We start from the raw sequence: 22,087 nt of genomic DNA on the forward strand, positions 1-22,087 counted from the left end.
CGCCGAGCCTAGACGCGCGACGGCGCGGGTGAGACGGAATCCACACCCGCGCCGTCGCCGGTCGAGTCAGCGGTCGAGGACCAGGCCGACCTTCTGGAACTCCTTGAGGTCGCGGTAGCCGCACTTGGCCATCGCCCGGCGCAGGCCGCCGAAGAGGTTGAGCTGACCGTCCGGCTCGTCGGCCGGGCCGAAGAGCAGCTTCTCCATCCCGCCCAGCGGCTCGCCGGCCACCTCGAACGCGCCGCGCGGCAGCGACGGGTGGCTGGCCGCCGAGTGCCACCAGGCACCGCCGGCCGGGGCCTCCGCGCAGCGGGAGAGCGGCTCGCCCAGCATCACCGCGTCCGCGCCGCAGCCGAGGGCCTTGGCGATGTCGCCGGAGGTCTGGATGTCGCCGTCGGCGATCAGGTGCACGTACCGGCCGCCGGTCTCGTCCAGGTAGTCCCGGCGGGCCGCGGCGGCGTCGGCGATGGCGGTGGCCATCGGCACCCGGATGCCGAGCACCGACTCCGTGGTCGACCAGTCGTCGCCGCCGATCCCGACGATCACGCCGGCCGCGCCGGTGCGCATCAGGTGCAGCGCGGTCTTGTAGTCGGTGCAGCCGCCGACGATGACCGGCAGGTCGAGGTCGGCGATGAACTCCTTGAGGTTCAGCGGCTCGTCGGTGGTGGAGACGTGCTCGGCGGAGACGATGGTGCCCTGGATGACCAGGATGTCCACGCCGGCGTCGAGGATCACCGGGGCGAGCGCGAGGGTGTGCTGCGGGGACACCCGGACGGCCACCGTGCCGCCGCCGGCCCGCAGCTCGCGGACCCGCTCGGCGATCAGGTCCGGACGGATCGGCTCGGCGTACACCTCCTGGAGCCGCTTGGTCGCCCGGGCCTCCTCGTCCAGGCCGGCCAGCTCCTCCAGCACCTTGGTCGGGTTCTCGTACCGGGTCCACAGGCCTTCGACGTTGAGCACGCCCAGGCCGCCGAGCTGGCCGAGCTGCACCGCGGAGGAGGGGCTCATGGTCGCGTCGGACGGGTGCCCGACGCAGGGGATGCCGAACTGGTAAGCGTCGAGCTGCCAGGCCGTGGAGACGTCGTCGACGTCCCGGGTGCGGCGGCTCGGCACGATGGCGATCTCGTCCAGGTGGTAGCCGCGCTGCGCGGTCTTGCCCAGCCCGATCTCGACCACGTCACGCATGGGGGACTCCAGGTGGTTTGGGGGTGATGGTCAGCGGGTGTGGTAGTTGGGCGCCTCGACCGTCATCTGGATGTCGTGCGGGTGGCTCTCCTTGAGCCCGGCCGCGGTGATCCGGATGAGCTGGCCGCGCTCGTGCAACTCCGGGATGCTCTCGGCACCGGCGTACCCCATCGCCAGCCGCAGCCCGCCGACGAGCTGGTGGGCGACCTGGGCGAGCGGGCCCCGGGAGGGCACCTGGCCCTCGACGCCCTCCGGGACCAGCTTCTCGTCGCTGGTCACGTCCTGCTGGAAGTAGCGGTCCTTGGAGTACGACTTGGCCTGGCCGCGGGACTGCATCGCGCCGAGCGAGCCCATCCCCCGGTATGCCTTGTACTGCTTGCCGTTGATGAAGAGCAGCTCGCCCGGGCTCTCCTCGCAGCCGGCCAGCAGGCCGCCGAGCATCACCGTGTCGGCGCCGGCCACCAGGGCCTTGGCGATGTCGCCCGAGTATTGGATGCCGCCGTCGCCGATCACCGGCACGCCGGCCGGGCGGGCCGCCCGGGCGGCCTCCATGATCGCGGTGATCTGCGGTACGCCCACCCCGGCCACGATCCGGGTGGTGCAGATGGCGCCGGGGCCGACGCCCACCTTGACGCCGTCCGCGCCCGCGTCGACCAGCGCCTTCGCGCCGGCGTACGTGGCCACGTTGCCGCCGACGATGTCGATGGCGACGTCCTTCTTGAGCCGGGCGACCATCTCCAGCACCGCGCGCTGGTGGCCGTGTGCGGTGTCCACGATCAGCACGTCGACGCCCGCGTCGACCAGGGTGCGGGCCCGCTTGTACGCGTCCTCGCCCACGCCGATCGCCGCGGCGACCCGGAGCCGGCCAGCGGAGTCCTTGGTGGCGTTCGGGTACTGCTCGCTCTTGGTGAAGTCCTTGACCGTGATCAGGCCACGCAGCTTGCCCGAGTCATCGACGATCGGCAGCTTCTCCACCTTGTGCTGCCGGAGCAGCGCCAGCGCCTCGTCCTTGCTCACCCCGACCGGGGCGGTGACCAGCGGGGTGCGGGTCATGATCTCGCGGACCGGGGTGGATGGGTCGGAGACGAAGCGCATGTCGCGGTTGGTGACGATGCCGACCAGCTCGCCCTGCCCGTCGACCACCGGCACGCCGGAGATGCGGTAACGGCCACAGAGCGAGTCGACCTCGCGGAGGGTGTCGTCCGGGCTGGCGGTCACCGGGTTGGTGATCATGCCGGACTCGGAACGCTTCACCAGGTCGACCTGGAGCGCCTGGTCCTCGACGGAGAGGTTGCGGTGCAGCACACCGATGCCGCCCTGGCGGGCCATGGCGATCGCCATCCGCGCCTCGGTGACGGTGTCCATCGCGCTGGACAGCAGCGGGATGTTGAGCTCGACGGTGCGGGTGAGCTTGGTGCGGGTGTTCACCCGGCTCGGGACGACGTCCGACTCGCCGGGCTGGAGCAGCACGTCGTCGAAGGTCAGCCCGAGCGGCACCACCCGCGCCGAGCCGGCCGGCAGTTCGGGCAGGTGACCGCCCAGCTCGCCGCCGTCGACGCCGGCAGTAAGGTCGGTGCTGGGCGAATTCTCCACGATTGCTCCCCTGAGCTGTTTCGGACGGGCTTCAGCGAGGCGGCGCGCGCCTGGACCGGCGCACGCCCAGATGACGGCGCGTCGCTTCATCGTACCCACCAACCAGCGCGGGTCCCGGCAGCGGCGGGCCAGGGTAGGCGGCGCCACAGGGAGTCCCGGGGGCGGACTTTTCGGTGTGGCGGGGACTACGGTGAGGGGGTGCACGACGAGCCCATCGACCCGTTCAACGGCGACCCGGCCGATCCGGCTGCCGGCCTGCACGACCCGCGCGAGGACGACCCGCTCGACCCGCTGACCGAGGTCGAGCGGCAGGACGTCCTGGAGGACCTCGCCGACCTGGAGATCTACCAGGCCCTGCTCCAGCCGATCGGGGTGCGCGGCCTGGTCATCGAGTGCGAGGACTGCCGCGAGCCGCACTACTTCGACTGGGACCTGCTCCGGGGCAACCTGCGCCACCTGCTCAACTCCGGGCGGCCGCGGGTGCACGAGCCGGCCTACGACCCGGACCCGGACCACTACGTCAGCTGGGACTACGCCCGGGGCTACGCGGACGGCGTGCACGACACCCTGACCGAGGGCACCGAGGACGACCCGTCCGCCGAGGACTGACCGGCGGGCCGGTGCCGCTCAGGCGACCAGACCGGCGCGGAAGCCCGCGGCCACGGCGTGCGCCCGGTCCCGGGCGCCCAGCTTGCGGAACAGCCGGCGGGCGTGCGTCTTGACGGTGTCCTCCGAGACGAACAACTCCCGCCCGATCTCCGCGTTGCTCTTCCCCTCGGCCATGCCGAGCAGCACCTGAAGCTCCCGCTCGGTCAGCCCGATGGCGCTGCGGGCGTTGGGCGTGGCACGCTGCGGACCGCCCGCCGGCGCCGGCTCGGCATCGGCCGGATCGGGGGCGTCCTCGCCCCGCTGCACCGGCACCATCGTGGGCGCGCCGCCCGGCACCTCCGGCGGGCCCGCCGACCAGGCCGGCGCTGGCCCGGCGGGGGTACGCCCCGGCGCGACCGAGCGGGCCGTCCCGCCGACCGCCGCGGTGTCCCGGGCCGGGTCGGTCACCCGGTGCTTGGCCGCCCGTCCAGGAGCGGCGAGCAGCAGCAGGGCCTTCGCCACCGCGCTGGTCAGATCATGGTCGGCGCCCTGGATGAGCCCACGCGCTCCGGCGCTGATGGTGGCCGCCGCCGCCTCCGATTCCTCGGTTCCCAGCAGCAGCACCGCGGCCTGGGGCGCCCGGGCGAGCACCCGCCGGACGAAGCCCGCGCTGTCCGGCCGGGTGAGGGCGGTGTCGGCGAGCACCACGTCGACGGGACGTTCGGCGAGCCGCAACATCACCTCGGGATCGGAGACCGCCGTCCGGACGACGCCGGACAGCCCGAGCCGCGCCGCCGCGGAGGCCAGGTGCTGGGCCGCGATTGGTGTCCGAACGCATACGAGAACGCTACGCACAGTCGTCTCCTCTCCGCCTCAGAGCAGACCACGACGGGGTCGGGTCAGGAGGAGGTTCCGGGCAATCATCAGAACTTTTCCGGCAGATGGGGCATATGCCACCAACCGCCCCAGGTTTTCGATCAAAGATGTGTGAGCGCGGGAAAGCCCGGGTACCGAGGGATCAGGCCGGAAACGGGTGTCCCGCGCGGACCGCCGACCGGTAGCTGGCCACGAAGGATTCTCCGCGGTGCCGCGCGGGAGGAGGGGTGCTGATGTCGAACGTACGCAGACTGCCTGGACCCATTGTCGACCTGTGGGACTGGCAGCGGCTCGGTGCCTGCCGGGGGAGGGACAGCGCTCAGTTCTTCCACCCGGACGGCGAGCGCGGCTCCTCGCGGCTGCGCCGCGAGTCCGGCGCCAAGGCCGTCTGCCGGGCCTGCCCGGTACGGGCCGAGTGCGCCGCCCACGCCCTGTCGGTCCGCGAGCCGTACGGCGTGTGGGGTGGGTTCAGCGAGGCGGAGCGGCTCCGGCTGCTCGCCCTCGGCTGGGAGGACCTCGCCGACCGCCGACACACCCGGGTCGACGTGGCCCGGCTGGAGGCCCGGCTCGGCCAGCCGCACAAGTCCACCGTGCCGGAACAGCGCAAGGTCGCCTGACCGGCCGACACCGACCATCCCGACGCCGCGTCCCGAACTCCGGGCGCGGCGTCGCGTCGTGCCCGGCCGCTACCCCCGAGCCGAGCCTGCCGGGTCCGCTCCGCCTGAGCGCCGGTGGCAGCCGCACTCGGCCGTGCCTGACCGGCAGCGGCCCGCCGCCCGCGCCCCAGTCGCCGTAGCGCGACGCAGGTCGTCCTTCAGCTACTACGAACTTGATGACGTGGATGATTCAGCTCCGCTTGACGAGGTGGACGAGACTGGTCAGCCCGGCGAGCGGGTCCCGACCGGAAGGGTCGGCGACCGCCGGCCTCGGCCGGTGAATCGTCTACGTCATCAACTTCGTAGTCTCCCGACCATCACCTGCACCCGGCCAGCCGGGCCGGCCCGGATCTCATGATCGTCTGGGAGGCGAGGTGGTGCGGGCAAAGGAGCGTCCAGGTGTCACCGCCCAACTGGTCCGCGCCGCGGACCGGCCGGCTCAACCGACGGCGACCCGTACCGTGTGCCAGCCGGTGGCCCCGTCCGGCGCGACCGGCCGCCGCTCCCCCGGCTGGGTCTCGCCGTCGGCGTCGGTGGCGCGTACCTGGAGGGTGTGCTCGCCCGGGGTGGCGGCCCAGCGCCACGACCACTGCACCCAGGTGTCCACCGAGACCGCCGGGGCGAGCGTCGCCTGCTGCCAGGGGCCGCCGTCGACGCGTACCTCGACGGTTCGGATGCCCCGGTGCTGGGCCCAGGCCACCCCGGCGACCGTGACCGGGCCGGCGGTGAGCCGGTTGCGCGGGCGCGGCGTGTCGATCCGCGACTGGGTGCGGACCGGCGCCTGCGCCGACCACCCGCGCGGCACCCAGTACGCGTCGAAGTCGGCGAAGCGGGTCAGCTCCAACTCGGTCACCCACTTGCACGCCGAGACGTACCCGTAGAGCCCGGGCACCACCATGCGCACCGGGAAGCCGTGCTCGACCGGCAGCGGCTCGCCGTTCATGCCGACCGCGAGCAGCGCGTCGCGGCCGTCCCGCAGCACCGCCGTCGGGGTGCCGCAGGTCCAGCCGTCGACCGAGCGCCCGACCACCTGGTCCGCGCCCTCCTCCGGCTCGGCCTCGTCCAGCAACTCCTTGATCGGTACGCCGAGCCACCGGGCATTGCCGATCAGGTCCCCACCTACCTCGTTCGAGACGCAGGCCAGCGTCACGTAGCGCTCGACCATCGGCCGGGCGAGCAGGTCGGCGAAGCTCAACTCGATCGGCTTGCGTACCCGGCCATGGATGCGCAGCCGCCAGGTCGCCGGGTCCACCTGCGGCACCACCAGGGCGGTGTCGATCCGGTAGAACTCCCGGTTCGGGGTCACGTACGGGGCGAGCCGGCTCACCGACAGGTCCGCGCCGGCCGGCACCGGCGGGGCGGGGGCCACCGGGGTGGGCAGGGCCACCGCCTGCCGGGCCGCCGAGACGCCCCGCCGGCCGGCCAGCCAGTGCCCGCCGAGCCCGGCCACCGCCGCCGTCCCGGCCAGCAGGCCGACGCCGCGCAGGAACCGCCGCCGCGGCCCCGGATCGCCGCGCTCCAGCGGCTCCCACCCCGCGACGGGCTCCTCCCGCGCGAGCGCGGCGACGGCCGGGGGTGGGGTGGGCCCGGGTGAGGTGGCCCGGTGTGGTGTGGCCGGGGCTGCCGGCTCCGGATCCACCCGCAGCGGGCCGGCGACGAAGGCCCAGAGCGTCAGCGCCCCCAGCCCGCCGCCGACCAGCGAGGGCAGCGCGTCGGCGGCGTCCGCGCCGGCCCGGGTCAGCGCGGCGGCCACCCCGAGGGCGGCGAACCCGGCGATGCCGGCCGAGCCGGCCCAGAGTCGCCGGGCCGCGAGCACGCCGAGCAGCGCGGCGAACGCGGCCAGCAGCAGCGCCGTCCCGACCAGCAGGGCGATCTTGTCGTACCGGCCGAAGAGCGCGATGGCGAACTGCTTCAGCGGCTCGGGCACCAGGTCGACCACCAGGCCGCCGACCGCGATCAGCGGCGCCGAGCGGGGCCCGGTGAGGACGGCCACCGGCTCGGCCGAGCCGATCGCCACGGCCGCGGCGGTGACCCCGGCCAGCGCCGCCCGGCGGCGGGACATGCTGCTCACGCCGACCAGTGTGGGCGTGCCCAGCGGCCGACCGCCAGCCACGTCAGCGTTCCGTAAGCAGATACGGATCAGGGCACACCGCGTGGGCGGTGTGCCCTGACTCAGGCCGTACGGGGAATCAGAAGCCCGGGCCGTGCTGGTGGCCGTGACCGTGGCCGTGGCCGTGGCCACCGCCGGCGGCCGGCTCGGCCTTCTCCGGCTTCTCCACCACCAGGCTCTCGGTGGTGAGCAGCAGGCCGGCGATCGAGGCGGCGTTGGTGACCGCGTTGCGGGTCACCTTCACCGGGTCGATAATGCCGGACTTGACCAGGTCCACGTACTCGCCCTTGGCGGCGTCGAGGCCGTGGCCCCACTCCTTGCCGGCGACCTTCTGCACCACCACGTAGCCGTCCTGGCCGGCGTTCTGGGCGATCCAGCGCAGCGGCTCGACCAGCGCCTTGCGCACGATCGAGACGCCGACCTTCTCGTCACCGGTGAAGCCGAGGTCGTCGTCGAGCGCCGGCAGGACCTGGGCCAGGGCGGCGCCGCCGCCCGGGACCGTACCCTCCTCCACCGCGGCCTTGGTCGCCGCGATGGCGTCCTCGATGCGGTGCTTGCGCTCCTTCATCTCGACCTCGGTGGCCGCGCCCGCCTTGATGACCGCGACGCCACCGGAGAGCTTCGCCAGCCGCTCGGCCAGCTTCTCCCGGTCCCACTCGGAGTCCGAGGCCTCGATCTCCTTGCGGATCTGGGCAACCCGGTCGGCGACCTCGGAGGCCCGACCGCCACCGTCGACGACGGTGGTGGTCTCCTTGTCGACCACCACGCGGCGGGCGGTGCCGAGCACCTCCACGCCGACCTGGTCGAGCTTGTAGCCCAGCTCCGGGGCGACCAGCTCGGAACCGGTCAGGATCGCCATGTCCTGCAGCATCGCCTTGCGGCGGTCGCCGAAGCCGGGAGCCTTCACCGCGCAGACCTTGAGGGTCTTGCGGATCGCGTTGACCACCAGGGTGGACAGCGCCTGGCCCTCGACGTCCTCGGCGATGATCAGCAGCGGCTTGTTCTGCTGGAGGACCTTCTCCAGCAGCGGCAGCAGCTCCTCGATCGCCGAGATCTTCTGGGTGGTGATCAGGATGTACGGGTCCTCCAGGACCGACTCCTGCCCCTCCACGTCGGTGACGAAGTTGGGCGAGATGAAGCCCTTGTCGAACTGGAGGCCCTCGGTCACCTCCAGCTCGGTGGTGAGCGCGGAGCCCTCCTCGACGGTGATGACACCGTCGCGGCCGACCTTCTCCATCGCCTCGGCGATCAGCTCGCCGATGGTGGCGTCCTGCGCGGAGATCGTCGCGACGTGCGCGATCGACTCCTTGTCGGCCACCTCGACGGCCCGGCCGAGCAGGGCCTCGGAGACCTTGTTCGCCGCCGCGTCGATGCCCCGCTTGAGGCCGGCCGGGTTGGCGCCGGCCGCGACGTTGCGCAGGCCCTCGCGGACCATCGCCTGGGCCAGCACGGTCGCGGTGGTGGTCCCGTCGCCGGCGACGTCGTTGGTCTTGGTCGCCACCTCCTTGACCAGCTGCGCGCCGAGGTTCTCGTACGGGTTGGTGAGCTCGATCTCCTTGGCGATGGTCACGCCGTCGTTGGTGATCGTCGGTGCACCGAACTTCTTGTCCAGGACGACGTTGCGCCCACGCGGGCCGAGGGTGACCTTGACCGCGTCCGCGAGAGCGTTGACACCGTGCTCGAGCAGGTGCCGGGCGTCGTCCGAGAAGCTGAGGATCTTCGCCATCGGTATCCCTTCGAAGCGTCGTTGCCCCGGCCCGGCGAGCCGGACCGGGGCAACGACACTGATCGGTTGCTTACTTCTCGATGACCGCGAGGACGTCGCGGGCGGAGAGCACCAGGTACTCCTCGCCGGCGTACTTGACCTCGGTGCCGCCGTACTTCGAGTACAGGACGGTGTCGCCGACCTTCACGTCGATCGGAACGCGGTTACCCTTGTCGTCGATCCGGCCCGGGCCGACAGCGAGGACGGTGCCCTCCTGCGGCTTCTCCTTGGCGGTGTCGGGGATCACGATGCCCGACGCCGTGGTGGTCTCAGCCTCGTTCGCCTGGACCACGATCCGGTCCTCGAGCGGCTTGATCGCAACCTTGGTCGCGGTAGTCACGGGCATACCCTCCTGGGGTACTGGTTTCGTTGCCGGTCGGCATGCCGACCGGCGTCAATCTGCCACATGCCACCGGGCGGGGCCGTCGTCGCGGGTGCCGGTCCGCCTGGCGTTCAACCCCCGGACACCAGGGCCCGGGCGTTGGCACCCTCAGGGTGAGAGTGCTAATCGCAGGTTATTCCTCGGCTAGCACTCCGTCAAGGAGAGTGCCAACGCAACGGCCCCCGTGTCGCCCACACCTTCGCCCCCGGCGAGCCGGCGACCCTTCGTCGCCGCCACCGCCACCCTCCGGGTAACCCGGCACGGAGCCCTCGCCAGGTCGGCAACGTGGCGGGGTCCCGGCCCACCAGACCCGCCACGTCGGCGACGTCGAGGGATCCCGCCCCGCCGGGCCCCGCCAGGTCGGCGACCAGGCGCCGGCCAGGGCCGGGAGAATGGCCGGGTGGATCTCGACCAGCTTGCCGCGCTGCGTACCCCCGAGGGGTCGGCCGCCCTCGCGGCGGCCGCCGAGGTGGCCGGCGGCGACCCGCTGGCCGCGGCGGCCCGGCTCCGCTCGGCGGGGTTCCCCGCCGGGCTGGCCGCCGCCGCGCTCACCCAGGCCGAGCTGCGCCGCCGAGCGGTCGGCAAGTTCGGGCCCGAGGCCGCCGGCATGTTCCTCACCCGCCCCGGGCTGGAGCAGGCCACCCGCCGGGTGGTCGCCGACCGGCGGGCCGCGCGGCTGCGCGCCGCCGGCGTGCGCACCCTCGCCGACCTGGCGTGCGGCCTAGGCGCCGACGCACTCGCCGCCGCCCGCGCCGGCATCCGGGTGTACGGAGTGGAGGCCGACCCGGTGACCGCCGCGATGGCCGCCGCGAACGGCGAGGCGGCTGGGCTGGCCGACCTGTTCACCGTCGAGTGTGGGGACGCGACGGCGTTCGACGTGACCCGGGTGGACGCGGTCTTCTGCGACCCGGCGCGACGGACGACCGGCACCGGGCGGCGGATCTTCGACCCGAACGCCTACTCGCCGCCCTGGGACTTCGTCACCGGGCTGGCCGAGCGGGTGCCGCGGACCGTGGTCAAGGTGGCCCCCGGGCTGGACCACGCGCTGATCCCGGCAGGCGCCGAGGCGGAGTGGGTCAGCGTAGCCGGCGACCTGGTCGAGGCCGCCCTCTGGTGCGGCGAGCTGGCCGAGGTGCCCCGCCGCGCGACCGTGCTGAAGGAAGGGCCCCCGCTCAACGCCTCCGGCAGCGGAGCGGCCCCCTGCCATCAGCTCACCGGCACCGGCGACGCCGAGGCGCCGGTGGGCGCGGTCCGGCGGTACGTGTACGACCCCGACCCGGCGGTGGTCCGCGCGCACCTGGTCGCCGAGCTGGCCGCGGAGCTGCCCGCGACCCTCGCCGACCCGAGCATCGCCTACCTGTACGCCGACGCGCCGGTGGCCACCCCGTTCGCCCGCTGCCTGGAGGTCACCGACGTGCTGCCGTTCTCCCTGAAGCGGCTGCGGGCCCTGCTGCGCGAGCGCCAGGTGGGCCGGGTCGAGATCCTCAAGCGCGGCTCGGCGCTGGAGCCGGAGCAGCTGCGCCGGGACCTGAAGCTCGCCGGCAAGGCGGCGGCCAGCCTGATGCTCACCCGGGTGGGCGGCGCGCCGACCGTGCTGATCTGCCAGCCGGTGCCGGGCTGAGGCCGGATTTCGACTCGCCCGGCCGGGCCGGGCGGGGTTAGCTTGTCTGGCATGGCGGGACAGGGCACTCCGGCGACGGCGCTGCTGGCGAAGCGCAAGATCAGCCACAGCACCCACCCGTACCAGGTCTCGCCGGACGCACCGAACTACGGCGCGCTGGTCGCGGCGGCCCTCGGGGTGCCGCCGGAGCGGGTGTTCAAGTCCCTGGTCACCGAGGTCGACGGCGGGCTGACCGTGGCGGTCGTGCCGGTCACCGGGGAGCTGGACCTCAAGGCCCTGGCCGCCGCGGTGGGCGGCAAGCGGGCGACCATGGCGGACCGAACCCTGGCCGAGCGGGCCACCGGCTACGTGCGCGGCGGGATCAGCCCGCTGGGCCAGCGCAAGCGGCTGCCCACGGTGGTCGACGCGTCCGCCCTGGACCACCCGACCGTCTACGTCTCGGCGGGTCGCCGCGGCCTGCAACTGCAACTCGCCCCGGCTGATCTGGTCGCGCTGACCGACGCCGTCACCGCGCCGATCGCCGCCGCCTGATCCACCCCGGAGTCGCTCCGCACGGCGTTCCCGCACCTCGCGCGGGGAGCGCTCTCAGCCGGGTGACAGCGGCGTTGCTGAATTGTTACCGCCGCCAACAAACTACCGACCTCGGCAGTCTTGCGCTCCTCACGCGCACGGGAATACGTTGCCGGACACAACAAACCACCGACCACTCCCCCACCCCCGGAAAGGACCCGTGCACATGCGCAAGGGCTTCCTCACCTTCGCCGCCGTCGGCCTGCTGGCCACCGGCAGCATGGCCGCCTGTGGTGACAACGGCGGTTCCGACCAGGCCGGCAGCGCCAAGAAGCCGAAGATCGGCGTCATCCTCCCGGACAGCAAGTCCTCCGCCCGGTGGGAAGGCGCGGACCGCAAGTTCCTGGAGGAGGCGTTCAAGACCGCCGGCGTCGACTACACGATCCAGAACGCCCAGGGCGACAAGTCCGCCTTCTCCACCATCGCGGACGGCATGCTGACCAGCGGCGTGACCGCCCTGATGATCGTCAACCTGGACTCCGGCACCGGCAAGGCGGTGCTCGAGAAGGCGAAGTCGCAGGGCGTCGCCACCATCGACTACGACCGGCTGACCCTCGGCGGCTCCGCCCAGTACTACGTCAGCTTCGACAACGAGGCCGTCGGCAAGCTCCAGGGTGAGGGCCTGAGCAAGTGCCTGACCGACAAGGGTGCCAAGAGCCCGGTCATCGCCTACCTGAACGGCTCGCCGACCGACAACAACGCCACCCTGTTCAAGAACGGGTACGACTCGGTGCTCAAGCCGAAGTTCGACGCCAAGGAGTACGTGAAGGGCCCGGACCAGTCCGTTCCGGACTGGGACAACGCGCAGGCCGGCGTGATCTTCGAGCAGATGCTCACCCAGACCAAGGGCAAGATCGACGGCGTGCTCGCGGCCAACGACGGTCTCGGCAACGCGGCCATCTCGGTGCTCAAGAAGAACCAGCTCAACGGCAAGGTCCCGGTGACCGGCCAGGACGCCACGCCGCAGGGCCTGCAGAACATCCTCGCCGGTGACCAGTGCATGACGGTCTACAAGGCGATCAAGAAGGAGGCGGACGCGGCCGCCGATCTCGCCATCTCGCTCGCCAAGGGCCAGCGGAAGGACACCGGCCAGTCGGTGAAGGACCCGGAGAGCGGTCGGGACGTCGCCGCCGTGCTGCTCGAGCCGAAGGCCATCTACAAGGACAACGTCAAGGACGTCGTGGCCGACGGCTTCGTGACCAAGGAAGAGCTCTGCACCGGGGCGTACGCGAAGCTCTGCGCCGACGCCGGCATCAGCTGACCCGTACGCGCACCATCCCGCTCCGGCGACGCCGCCCGGCACGGTGCCCACCGTGCCGGGCGGACGCGCCACCGGACGGGCTCCGAGATCTCCCCTCCGCGCAAAGGAGACCCCCGTGTCCGCAACCCCCCTGCTGGAGCTACGCGGGATCGACAAGAGCTTCGGTCCCGTCCAGGTCTTGCGCGACGTCGCCTTCTCCGCCCATCCCGGCGAGGTGACCGCGCTGGTCGGCGACAACGGCGCCGGCAAGTCCACGCTGGTCAAGTGCATCAGCGGCATCTACCCCACCGATGCCGGTGAGTTCCTCTTCGAGGGCAAGCCGGTGCACATCAACAACCCCCGGGACGCCGCCGGGCTCGGCATCGAGGTCGTCTACCAGGACCTCGCGCTCTGCGACAACCTCGACATCGTGCAGAACATGTTCCTCGGCCGGGAGAAGCGCAGCGGGATCGTGCTCGACGAGCCGACCATGGAGCAGTTGGCCGCCGAGACGCTGGCCGGGCTGAGCGTCCGCACCGTCAAATCGCTGCGCCAGCACGTCTCCAGCCTCTCCGGCGGTCAGCGCCAGACCGTGGCGATCGCCAAGGCGGTGCTCTGGAACAGCAAGCTGGTCATCCTCGACGAGCCGACCGCCGCGCTCGGCGTCGCGCAGACCGCACAGGTGCTGGAGCTGGTCCGCCGGCTGGCGGACAAAGGCCTGGCCGTGGTGCTCATCTCGCACAACATGAACGACGTCTTCGCCGTCTCCGACCGGATCGCCGCGCTCTACCTCGGCCAGATGGTCGCCCAGGTGAAGACCACCGAAATCACCCACTCGCAGGTGGTCGAGCTGATCACCGCCGGCCGCTCCGGCAACCTCGGCCTCGCCACCGAGTCGGGCAACGGCCACGAGCCCGCCGACGCGACCCCAGGAGCCCTCCGATGACCACCACCGTCGTCCAGCAGGAAGGGCCCGCGGCCGTCACGCCGGCGCCCACCGTCGGCGACCACGTCCGCAGCTACCTCGCCCGGGTACGCGGCGGCGACCTCGGTTCCCTGCCCGCGGTCATCGGCCTCGTCGTGCTCTGCGTGGTCTTCGCGATCGTCCGCCCGGTCTTCTTCTCCGCGGCGAACTTCGCGAACCTGTTCACCCAGGGCGCCGCGGTCACCGTGATCGCGATGGGCCTGATCTTCGTGCTGCTGCTCGGCGAGATCGACCTCTCCGCCGGCTTCGCCAGCGGCGTCTGCGCGGCGATCCTGGCCAACGTGGTCAGCGTCCTGGGCTACCCCTGGTACGTGGCGGTGCTCGCCGCGCTGGCCACCGGCGTGGTGATCGGCCTGACCCTGGGCTTCCTGGTGGCCAAGGTGGGCATCCCCTCCTTCGTGGTCACCCTGGCCGGCTTCCTCGCCTTCCAGGGCGTCGTGCTGCTGCTCATGAAGGAAGGCACCAACATCTCGATCAGCGACGGGGTCATCGTCGGCATCGAGAACGACCGGATCCCGCCCGCCATCGGCTGGGTGCTGGCCGCCGTCGCGGTCCTCGGGTACGCCGCCGCGCAGCTGCTGCGGCACCGGAACCGGGCCGCCCGCGGCCTGGTCACCGACCCGATCGCGGTGGTACTCGCCCGGATCGCCGGGCTCGCCGTGCTGATCGGCCTCGCCGTCCTCGTGCTCAACCAGGAGCGCAGCATCAACCCGCTGATCACCTCGAACAAGGGCATGCCGGTGGTCGTGCCGATCATCGGGGTGCTGCTGGTCTTCTGGACCTTCGTGCTCAACCGCACCGCGTACGGCCGGCACCTCTACGCCGTCGGCGGCAACCAGGAAGCCGCCCGCCGGGCCGGCATCAACGTGGACCGCATCAAGATCTCCGCCTTCGTGATCTGCTCCGGCATGGCGGCGATCGGCGGCATCATCGCGGCCAGCAAGGACCGGTCCGTCGACCCGAACACCGGCGGCAGCAACGTCCTGCTGTACGCGGTCGGCGCGGCGGTCATCGGCGGCACCAGCCTCTTCGGCGGCAAGGGCCGGATGATCAACGCGGTGCTGGGCGGCGCGGTGGTGGCTGTCATCATCAACGGCATGGGACTGCTGGACCTGAGCTCCGGCCTGAAGTACATCTTCACCGGCCTGGTGCTGCTGCTCGCCGCCGGCGTCGACGCGCTGTCGCGGCGGCGCTCCGCCGCCACCGGCACCCGCTGAACTACTTCGGAATGGTCGTAGCAATGCGCACAGGTCCCAGCCAGGACGAGATCCGTCGGCAGAACCTGGGCGCATTGCTGCGTTACGTGCACGTGCACGGCGCCACCACCCGCGCCGAGCTGACCACCGCCCTCGGGTTGAACCGCAGCACCATCGGCGCGCTGACCGCCGACCTGGCCGGCGCCGGTCTGGTCAGCGAGGGGGCGCCGAAGGAGACCGGCCGGGCCGGGCGACCGTCGCTGGTCGTCCGGCCCGAGTCGGCCCGGGTCTACGCGTACGCGTACAGCGTGGAGGTGGACCGGCTACGGGCCGCGCGGATCGGTCTCGGTGGTGTGGTGCTCGACCGCCGAGAGCTGGACCGGCCCCGCAACCTGGTCGCCGGCGAGGCCGCGCCGCTGCTGGCCGACGCGGTCAAGGAAATGCACCAGTCGGTGCCGGCGGGCTCCATCTGTATCGGGGCCGGTGTCGCCGTCTGCGGCATGGTCCGCCGGGAGGACGGGCTGGTCCGGCTGAGCCCGACCACCGGCTGGGTGGACGAGCCGATCGGCGCGGCGCTCGCCGCCGAGCTGGGCACCGACGTACCGATCGCCGTCGGCAACGTGGCGGACGTGGCCGCCTTCGCCGAGCACGCCCGGGGCGTCGCGGCCGGCTGCGACAACGTCATCTACCTGTACGGGGACGTCGGCGTCGGGGCCGGCATCATCGCCGGCGGCCGGCGGCTCACCGGGCACGGCGGCTACAGCGGCGAGGTCGGCCACATGGTGGTGGTCCGCGACGGGGCCCGCTGCGAGTGCGGCCGCCGGGGCTGCTGGGAGACCGAGATCGGCGAACACGGGCTGCTCCGGGCCGCCGGCCGCTCCGACGCCCGGGGCCGGGACGCGATGCTGGCCGTCTTCGACGCGGCCGACCGGGGTGACGCCCGCGCCCAGACTGCCGTCCGGCAGGCCGGTGACTGGCTCGGCTTCGGCGTCGCCAACCTGGTCAACATCTTCAACCCCGAGATGGTCATCTTCGGCGGCACCATGCGCGACCTCTACCTGGCCGCCGCCGCGCAGGTCCGCAGCCGGCTCAACTCCAACGGGCTGCCCGCCTGCCTGGAGCACGTGCGGCTGCGTACGCCCAAGCTCGGCACGGACGCGGCGCTGATCGGGGCCGCCGAACTGGCCTTCGACCGCCTCCTCGCCGACCCCCTCGACGTCGGCTGACCGTCGGCCGTGCTCGACCGGCTCGCCGACCCCTCAGCCGTGCCAGGAGCGCCAGAGCGCGGCGTACGAGCCGCCGGCGGCGACCAGTTCGTCGTGCGAGCCCAGCTCGGTGATCCGGCCGTCCTCCACCACCGCCACCCGGTCGGCGTCGTGCGCGGAGAAGAGCCGGTGCGCGATGGCGATGACCGTCCGCCCTTCCAGCACCGCGGCCAGGGAGCGTTCCAGCGCCCGGGCGGCGCGCGGGTCGATCAGCGAGGTGGCCTCGTCCAGCACCAGCGTGTGCGGGTCGGCGAGCACCAGCCGGGCCAGCGCGAGCTGCTGCGCCTGGGCGGGCGAGAGCTGATGCCCGCCCGCCCCGACCTGGGTGTCCAGCCCGCCCGGCAACGCCTCCGCCCAGCCCAGCGCGTCGACGGCAGCCAGTGCGGCGCGTACCTGGGCCGGCTCCGCGTCCGGCCGGACCATCGCCACGTTCTCGGCCAGGGTGCCGATGAAGACGTGGTGCTCCTGGCTGACCAGTGCGACGTGGCTGCGCAGCTCGGCCAGGGCCAGGCCGGTGAGCGGGTGGCCATCCACGGTGACCGAGCCGGAGCGGGGCGGGTGCACCCCGGCCAGCAGCCGCCCCAACGTGGACTTCCCCGCGCCGGACGGGCCCACCATGGCCAGCTTCTCCCCCGGCCGGGGCACCAGGGTCACGCCGTGCAGCACGTCGTGTCCCGGCCGGTAGGCGTACCGGACGTCGTGGGCGGCCAGCCGGCCGGCACCCCGCCCCGGCCCGCGACCGCTGGGTGCCGCCGGGGCGTCGGCCGGGGCGGCGGTGGGGTCGGCCGCCACCCCGAGCAGCCGGGCCAGCGAGGCGCCGCCGACCTGCAGCTCGTCCAGCCAGGCGAGGAGCCGGTCGACCGGATCCACCAGTTGCTGGGCGTAGAGGGTGGCGGCGGTGACCTGCCCGAGGCTCACCCAGCCCTTGAGATGGAACCAGCCGCCGATCAGCAGGGTGGCCACCACCGGTACGACGTAGCCGAACTCGGCCACCGGCCAGAAGACCGTGCGCAGGTGGAGGGTGTACTTCTCGGCCGCGTACGACCGGCGGATGTCCGCGTCGGTGCGGGCCCGGCGGCGGGCCTGCTGCCGCAGCGCCTCGGTGGTCCGGGAGCCCTCCACCACCTCGTTGATCCCGTCGGTGATGTCCGAGTACGCCGCGTTCTCCCGCAGGTAGCCCTCCGGCGCGCGGCGCAGGTACCACCGGGTGCCGGCGACCAGCACCGGGACCGCGAGCAGCGCGGGCAGCACCAGCAGCGGGCCGGTCAGCAGCAACGCGCCGAGGATCAGCAGCACGGTGACCGCCGAGATCAGCGTCTCCGGCACGGCGAACCGCACCGTCCGGGAGAGCGCGGCGACGTCCCGGGAGGTGCGGGTGAGCAGGTCGCCGGTGCCGGCGCGCTCCACCGTGGCCAGCGGCAGGGCGAGCACCCGCTCGACGAACTCCTCGCGCAGCTCGGCGAGGACCCGCTCGCCGAGCCGGGCCGAGGCCAGGTGGGCGAAGCGGACCAGCACCGACTGGGCGACGATGAAACCGGCGATGGCCAGCGCGATCCGGTCGACGGTGACGGTGCCGACGCCCCGCGAGATCCCCTCCACCAGGTCGCCGAGGAGCCGGGGCGCGACCAGGCCGGCGGCCGCGGCGAGCGCGTGCAGGCCGAGCGCGGCGGCCAGCCCGCGCGGATGCCGGCGGACCAGGGTACGCGCGTACCGGCGGACCTGACCGGCGTCGGCGACGGGCAGGGCGGCGCTCACCGGTCCTCCTCCTCCCGGCTCACCGTGGCCGCGTAGCGCGGCTCGGCGGCGAGCAGTTCGTCGTGGCGGCCCTCCGCGACCACCTTGCCGTCCTCCACGAACACCACGTGCTCGGCACGGCCGAGCACCAGCGGACTGGTGGTGCAGACGAGGGTGGTCCGGCCGGGGCGCGCGACGCACAGCCGGTCGGCGATCCGCGCCTCGGTGTGCGCGTCCACCGCGCTGGTCGGCTCTACCAGGATCAGCGTCTCCGGGTCCGCGACCAGCGCCCGCGCCAGCCGCAGCCGCTGCCGCTGCCCGCCGGAGAACTCCCGGCCGCGTTCGGCCACCTGGCTGTCCAGCCCGCCGGGCAGCGCGTCGACGATGTCGGTCGCGCCGGCCACGGCCAGCGCCGCCTCGACCGCGGCCCGGTCGCCCCGGTCGTGCGGGTCCAGCTCCACCCGCAGCGGGCCGGTGAAGAGCTGCGCGTCGTTGTCGACCACCAGGATGCGCTCGCGCACCGTGGCCAGTGCCACGTCCCGCAGCGGTACGCCGTGCAGCGTCACGTCCCCGTCGACATACCGGCCGAGCCGGTCGGCGATCTCGGCCGCGTCCTCGGGGACGCTGGCCGCCAGCGCGGTGAGCCGACCCGGCCGCAGCACCAGCCCCGACCGGACATCCACCAGCTCGCCCGGCCCGCCGGGCAGCGGCCGCGGGCGGGCCGGGTCGGTGAACTCCGGGGCGAGGCGGAGCAACCGGACCACCCGGCGGGCAGCCACGTGCCCCCGGGTCAGCTTGTCCGCCGCCTCGGTGAGGTTGCGCAGCGGGCTGACCAGGAAGGCGGTGTAGCCGTAGAACGCGACGAGCTGACCGGCGCTGATCTCGCCGGCCAGCGCGAACCGGGCCCCCAGCCAGGTCACCAGCACCAGGAAGACGCCGGGCAGCAGGATCTGCGCCGCCTGGAGCAGCGACTCCACCCGGGCCACCCGCAGGCCGTCGGCGCGCAGCGCCTGGGACTGCTCCCGGTAGCGGGCGCCGAGCACCGGTTCTCCGCCCACGCCGCGCAGCACCCGCAGCCCGGAGACGATGTCGGCGGCGCGGGCGGTGAGCCGGCCGGTCGAGTCCCGGTACGCCGCCTGTTGCCGGTGCAGCGGCCGGATCAGCAGCGCCACCAACCCCATCAGCAGCGGCACGCCGAGCACCACGACCAGCCCGAGCGGCACGGACGCGGTCAGCAGGATCATCGCCACGGTGACGATCGCCACCACCGACCCGGCGCCCCGGGCGGTGATGTCGATGGCGCTGCCGATGTGCTCAATGTCGGCCGTACCGATGCTGACCACCTCGCCCGCGGCGACCCGGCGGGGCAGCGCGGCACCGAGCCGGTTGGTGGCGTCCACGGCGACCTGCACGGTCCGGTACGCGGCGCCGAGCCAGTTGTGCACCGCGCAGCGGTGCCGGAGGATGCCGGCGGTGGCCTGGAGGAGGCCCAGCCCCAGCAGCACGAGCCCCCAGCGCAGCAGGGCGTCCGGGTCGCGGTGGGTGAGGCCGGCGTCGACGGCGCGCCCGACCGCGGCCGGCATCAGCGCCTGCGCCACCATCCAGACGACGCCGAGTGCCAGGCCGGCACTGAAGATCAGCGGGTGTCGACCGGCCAGCCAGACCAGATAACGGGTGGCGGACCGGGCGTCGGGGGTGCCGGGATCGCCGGCCGGTGAGAAACGCATGACGCCCCGACGCTAGGTGGCCGGCACCGGGCCACGCCAACCAATTCCCGCCGCTCGGCGGCAGTGCCGGATCAGCGATCGACCTGCGTGAAGTCCCAGGCGTGCGGCGGGCGGGCGACCAGGGTCGGCGGCGGGTCTGGCAGGTCCCGCGGGCTGCTCCGCCACTTGGAGATGACCACGAGGCGGTGGTCGGTGGAGGAGAACACCTCGCTGGACAGGTGCAGCGGGTCGTGCTCGAACTCGGGCAGCACCGTCTCGCAGACCCAGGTGATCAGGTCGGCGAAGCCGTACGGCTCGGCCCTCGCCTCCCACATCCGGACGATCACGTCAGCCCCGCCCGCTCAGACGCTGACCACGGTCAGCGGCATCGCGGAGTCGGCGGGCAGGTCGAGGCGGCTCGGGGCGACGCCCGAGGCGACCAGGTGCGAGCCCAGCGCGGCCACCATCGCGCCGTTGTCGGTGCAGAGGTTCGGGCGGGGCGTACGCACCCGGATGCCGTGCCGGGCCGCCCGGTCCTCGGCCATCGCCCGCAGCCGCGAGTTGGCCGCCACCCCACCGCCGATCACCAGCGTCTCGATGCCACTGCTCCGGCAGGCGTCCAGCGCCTTGCCGACCAGCACGTCGCAGACCGCCTCCTGGAAGGACGCGGCCACGTCGGCGACCGGGACCGGCTCGCCGGCCCGCTGCCGCGCCTCCACCCAGCGGGCCACCGCGGTCTTCAGCCCGGAGAAGGAGAAGTCGAAGCGGTGGGCGGCCAGGTCCTTGGGCGCGGTCAGGCCACGCGGGAAGGCGGTCGCCGCCGGGTCACCGGCCCGCGCCTCCCGGTCGATCCACGGGCCGCCCGGGAACGGCAGCCCGAGCAGCCGGGCCACCTTGTCGAACGCCTCGCCGGCGGCGTCGTCGATGGTCGAGCCGAGCGGGGTGACCCCCCGGGCCAGGTCGTCCACGCGCAGCAGCGAGGAGTGGCCGCCGGAGACCAGCAGCGCGATCGCCGGCTCGGGCAGCGGCCCGTGCTCCAGCGTGTCCACCGCGACGTGTGCGGCGAGGTGGTTCACCCCGTACACCGGCTTCTCGGCGGCGACCGCGTACCCCTTGGCGGCGGCGACCCCGACGAGCAGCGCGCCCGCCAGGCCCGGCCCGGAGGTGACGGCGATGGCGTCGATGTCCGCGATCGTCACCCCGGCCTGCTTCAGCGCCCGATCCATGGTCGGCACGATGGCCTCCAGGTGGGCGCGGCTGGCCACCTCCGGCACCACGCCGCCGAACCGGGCATGCTGCTCGACGCTGGAGGCCAGCGCGTCGGCGAGCAGGGTGTGCCCGCGGACGATGCCGACGCCGGTCTCGTCGCAGGAGGTCTCGATGCCGAGGATCAGGGGTTCGTCAGCCATGCTCGTCAGTCCTCGTTGCGCTGCATGACCAGCGCGTCGGTGTTGCTCGGTTGGTAGTAGCCGCGGCGCACGCCGATCGGCTCGAAGCCGTATGTCGCGTAGAGGCGCTGCGCGGGGGCGTTGTCCGCGGCGACCTCCAGCAGCGTGCTGCGGACACCGCGCCGGGCCGCCTCGGCGAGCAGCGCCTCCAGCAGCGCCCGGCCGATCCCCCGGCGCTGCGCGTCGCGGCGGACCGCGATGTTCTGCACCCACGCCTCGTCGGGCGGCGCCACCAGCAGCCCGGCGTAGCCGAGCACGGAACCGTCGGCGTCGGTGGCCACCAGGTAGAAGTGCCCGTTGGCCAACTCGTTCCAGAACATCGCCGGGGACCACTGCTCGGCGCCGAACAGGTCCGCCTCGAGCGGTAGCACCTGGTCGATGTGCCACCAGCGGAACCGGCCGAGCCGTACCCCGGTCACGGCAGGACCGGCTTGTGGCCGGTCGCCGCGACGGCGTCCGGGCGGCGCAGGTAGAGCGGGGTGAGCGGCTCGCTCGGGGCGCCCGCGCGGATCCGCTCGGCGGCGAGCCGGGCCAGCGCCGTCGCGTCCGGATAGCGCGGCTCGCCGCGCACCGGCAGGCCGAGGACGTCCGCGTACCGGTGGGCACCGTCGCCGACCGCGATGGTGACGGCCAGGCCCCGGGCACGCTCCGCGGCGACCGCCGGGACGTCCACGTTCGGCCCGGCGATCCGCTGACCGGCGCCGTCGTAGACGGCCCAGTAGACCTCACGGCGCCGCGCGTCGCTGGCCGCCAGGACCGGCTCGCCGGCGGCCGCCGGGTGGCCGATCCCGTCCAGCGAACAGACCCCGTACGTGGGGATGCCGAGCACCTGGCCCATGGTGGCGGCGGTGACCAGGCCCACCCGCAGCCCGGTGAACGGCCCGGGGCCAAGCCCGGCGACGATCGCGGCCAGGTCGGCAGCGCGAGCGCCGGTGTCGGCCAGCACCGCGTCGACCTGCGGGGCGAGCAGCTCCCCGTGCGCCCGGGCGTCGACCGTGCACCGCTGCGCGCGGGCCGCGACCGCGTCCGCCGAGACCTCGACCAGGGCCGCGGTCACCGCGGGCGTCGAGGAGTCCACCACGAGTACGAGCACGGTATGCCAGCCTAGCCGCACTGCGGTCACGGCCGGTCACGGCACGGTCGGTGGGCGAGCGGATCGATGAGCTG

20 protein-coding genes are annotated in these 22,087 nt (G+C 73.4%); 8 read left to right on the plus strand and 12 right to left on the minus strand.

What is annotated here, in order from left to right; genetic code table 11:
- Positions 1-66: 66 nt before the first annotated feature.
- Both A6A27_RS13105 and guaB read right to left on the minus strand, forming a co-directional pair.
- Complete coding sequence (locus A6A27_RS13105) at positions 67-1,185, minus strand: GuaB3 family IMP dehydrogenase-related protein (protein WP_073834857.1); 1,119 nt, start codon at positions 1,183-1,185, stop codon at positions 67-69.
- A 30-nt stretch (positions 1,186-1,215) separates the two neighbouring features.
- Positions 1,216-2,778, minus strand: coding sequence for an IMP dehydrogenase (gene guaB / locus A6A27_RS13110; RefSeq protein ID WP_073834858.1), 1,563 nt, complete (start codon positions 2,776-2,778; stop codon positions 1,216-1,218).
- Positions 2,779-2,976: 198 nt separating this feature from the next.
- On the opposite strand from guaB, the gene A6A27_RS13115 reads away from it, so the two are divergent.
- Positions 2,977-3,387, plus strand: coding sequence for a DUF5319 domain-containing protein (locus A6A27_RS13115; RefSeq protein WP_073834859.1), 411 nt, complete (start codon positions 2,977-2,979; stop codon positions 3,385-3,387).
- 18 nt (positions 3,388-3,405) lie between these two features.
- On the opposite strand, the gene A6A27_RS13120 is transcribed toward A6A27_RS13115, so the two are convergent.
- Positions 3,406-4,221, minus strand: a complete 816-nt coding sequence (locus A6A27_RS13120) for a helix-turn-helix transcriptional regulator (RefSeq protein WP_073834860.1) — start codon at positions 4,219-4,221, stop codon at positions 3,406-3,408.
- Positions 4,222-4,475: 254 nt separating this feature from the next.
- Between A6A27_RS13120 and A6A27_RS13125 the strand changes: the two genes are divergently transcribed.
- Complete coding sequence (locus A6A27_RS13125; protein ID WP_073834960.1) at positions 4,476-4,859, plus strand: WhiB family transcriptional regulator; 384 nt, start codon at positions 4,476-4,478, stop codon at positions 4,857-4,859.
- Positions 4,860-5,337: 478 nt separating this feature from the next.
- On the opposite strand, the gene A6A27_RS13130 is transcribed toward A6A27_RS13125, so the two are convergent.
- The 3 genes from A6A27_RS13130 to groES all read right to left on the minus strand — a co-directional run bounded on the left by A6A27_RS13130 (position 5,338) and on the right by groES (position 9,119).
- Positions 5,338-6,969 carry a molybdopterin-dependent oxidoreductase gene (locus tag A6A27_RS13130; protein WP_073834961.1) on the minus strand — a complete coding sequence of 544 codons (1,632 nt, stop codon included), beginning with the start codon at positions 6,967-6,969 and terminating at the stop codon, positions 5,338-5,340.
- A gap of 118 nt (positions 6,970-7,087) precedes the next feature.
- Positions 7,088-8,734, minus strand: a complete 1,647-nt coding sequence (groL, locus tag A6A27_RS13135) for a chaperonin GroEL (protein WP_073834861.1) — start codon at positions 8,732-8,734, stop codon at positions 7,088-7,090.
- Between the two features lie 70 nt (positions 8,735-8,804).
- Entirely contained in the window at positions 8,805-9,119 is a 315-nt protein-coding gene (gene groES, locus A6A27_RS13140) for a co-chaperone GroES (protein ID WP_018222648.1), read from the minus strand.
- Positions 9,120-9,555: 436 nt separating this feature from the next.
- Between groES and A6A27_RS13145 the strand changes: the two genes are divergently transcribed.
- From A6A27_RS13145 to A6A27_RS13170, 6 genes are all read left to right on the plus strand, one after another.
- A complete protein-coding gene (locus A6A27_RS13145) occupies positions 9,556-10,776 on the plus strand; it encodes a THUMP-like domain-containing protein (RefSeq protein ID WP_073834862.1) in 1,221 nt (406 codons plus the stop codon).
- Between the two features lie 51 nt (positions 10,777-10,827).
- Positions 10,828-11,307, plus strand: a complete 480-nt coding sequence (gene ybaK / locus A6A27_RS13150; RefSeq protein ID WP_073834863.1) for a Cys-tRNA(Pro) deacylase — start codon at positions 10,828-10,830, stop codon at positions 11,305-11,307.
- A 205-nt stretch (positions 11,308-11,512) separates the two neighbouring features.
- A complete protein-coding gene (locus tag A6A27_RS13155) occupies positions 11,513-12,607 on the plus strand; it encodes a sugar ABC transporter substrate-binding protein (protein ID WP_073834864.1) in 1,095 nt (364 codons plus the stop codon).
- Positions 12,608-12,722: 115 nt separating this feature from the next.
- Positions 12,723-13,532 carry an ATP-binding cassette domain-containing protein gene (locus tag A6A27_RS13160; protein ID WP_073834865.1) on the plus strand — a complete coding sequence of 270 codons (810 nt, stop codon included), beginning with the start codon at positions 12,723-12,725 and terminating at the stop codon, positions 13,530-13,532.
- Positions 13,529-14,788 carry a sugar ABC transporter permease gene (locus A6A27_RS13165; RefSeq protein WP_073834866.1) on the plus strand — a complete coding sequence of 420 codons (1,260 nt, stop codon included), beginning with the start codon at positions 13,529-13,531 and terminating at the stop codon, positions 14,786-14,788. The genes A6A27_RS13160 and A6A27_RS13165 overlap by 4 nt, the downstream gene beginning before the upstream one ends.
- Positions 14,789-14,811: 23 nt before the next feature.
- The gene (locus tag A6A27_RS13170) at positions 14,812-15,993 is read left to right on the plus strand and encodes an ROK family transcriptional regulator (RefSeq protein ID WP_073834867.1); all 1,182 of its coding nucleotides are present in this window, start codon (positions 14,812-14,814) and stop codon (positions 15,991-15,993) included.
- A 33-nt stretch (positions 15,994-16,026) separates the two neighbouring features.
- Here the strand turns inward: A6A27_RS13170 and A6A27_RS13175 are convergent, their stop codons facing one another.
- From A6A27_RS13175 to tsaB, 6 genes are all read right to left on the minus strand, one after another.
- Positions 16,027-17,787 (minus strand): ABC transporter ATP-binding protein, encoded by a 1,761-nt coding sequence (locus A6A27_RS13175; RefSeq protein WP_073834868.1) that lies wholly within the window; start codon positions 17,785-17,787, stop codon positions 16,027-16,029.
- Positions 17,784-19,493, minus strand: a complete 1,710-nt coding sequence (locus A6A27_RS13180; RefSeq protein WP_073834869.1) for an ABC transporter ATP-binding protein — start codon at positions 19,491-19,493, stop codon at positions 17,784-17,786. The genes A6A27_RS13175 and A6A27_RS13180 overlap by 4 nt, the downstream gene beginning before the upstream one ends.
- A 71-nt stretch (positions 19,494-19,564) precedes the next feature.
- Entirely contained in the window at positions 19,565-19,819 is a 255-nt protein-coding gene (locus A6A27_RS13185; RefSeq protein WP_073834870.1) for a hypothetical protein, read from the minus strand.
- 15 nt (positions 19,820-19,834) lie between these two features.
- A complete protein-coding gene (tsaD, locus tag A6A27_RS13190) occupies positions 19,835-20,881 on the minus strand; it encodes a tRNA (adenosine(37)-N6)-threonylcarbamoyltransferase complex transferase subunit TsaD (RefSeq protein ID WP_073834871.1) in 1,047 nt (348 codons plus the stop codon).
- A 5-nt stretch (positions 20,882-20,886) separates the two neighbouring features.
- Positions 20,887-21,339 carry a ribosomal protein S18-alanine N-acetyltransferase gene (rimI, locus tag A6A27_RS13195; protein WP_073834872.1) on the minus strand — a complete coding sequence of 151 codons (453 nt, stop codon included), beginning with the start codon at positions 21,337-21,339 and terminating at the stop codon, positions 20,887-20,889.
- Positions 21,336-22,013, minus strand: a complete 678-nt coding sequence (tsaB, locus tag A6A27_RS13200; protein ID WP_073834962.1) for a tRNA (adenosine(37)-N6)-threonylcarbamoyltransferase complex dimerization subunit type 1 TsaB — start codon at positions 22,011-22,013, stop codon at positions 21,336-21,338. Before tsaB ends, rimI begins: the two co-directional genes overlap by 4 nt.
- Between the last annotated feature and the right edge of the window lie 74 nt (positions 22,014-22,087).

Origin of the sequence: Micromonospora sp. CB01531 (assembly GCF_001905095.1) — a bacterium.
Lineage (GTDB): Bacteria > Actinomycetota > Actinomycetes > Mycobacteriales > Micromonosporaceae > Micromonospora.

Coding starts and splice junctions, on each gene's coding strand:
- groES (WP_018222648.1), bottom strand. CDS start 9,119: ATGCCCGTGACTACCGCGACCAAGGTTGCGATCAAGCCGCTCGAGGAC.
- ybaK (WP_073834863.1), top strand. CDS start 10,828: ATGGCGGGACAGGGCACTCCGGCGACGGCGCTGCTGGCGAAGCGCAAG.
- groL (WP_073834861.1), bottom strand. CDS start 8,734: ATGGCGAAGATCCTCAGCTTCTCGGACGACGCCCGGCACCTGCTCGAG.
- A6A27_RS13165 (WP_073834866.1), top strand. CDS start 13,529: ATGACCACCACCGTCGTCCAGCAGGAAGGGCCCGCGGCCGTCACGCCG.
- A6A27_RS13180 (WP_073834869.1), bottom strand. CDS start 19,493: ATGCGTTTCTCACCGGCCGGCGATCCCGGCACCCCCGACGCCCGGTCC.
- A6A27_RS13155 (WP_073834864.1), top strand. CDS start 11,513: ATGCGCAAGGGCTTCCTCACCTTCGCCGCCGTCGGCCTGCTGGCCACC.
- A6A27_RS13105 (WP_073834857.1), bottom strand. CDS start 1,185: ATGCGTGACGTGGTCGAGATCGGGCTGGGCAAGACCGCGCAGCGCGGC.
- A6A27_RS13125 (WP_073834960.1), top strand. CDS start 4,476: ATGTCGAACGTACGCAGACTGCCTGGACCCATTGTCGACCTGTGGGAC.
- A6A27_RS13170 (WP_073834867.1), top strand. CDS start 14,812: ATGCGCACAGGTCCCAGCCAGGACGAGATCCGTCGGCAGAACCTGGGC.
- tsaD (WP_073834871.1), bottom strand. CDS start 20,881: ATGGCTGACGAACCCCTGATCCTCGGCATCGAGACCTCCTGCGACGAG.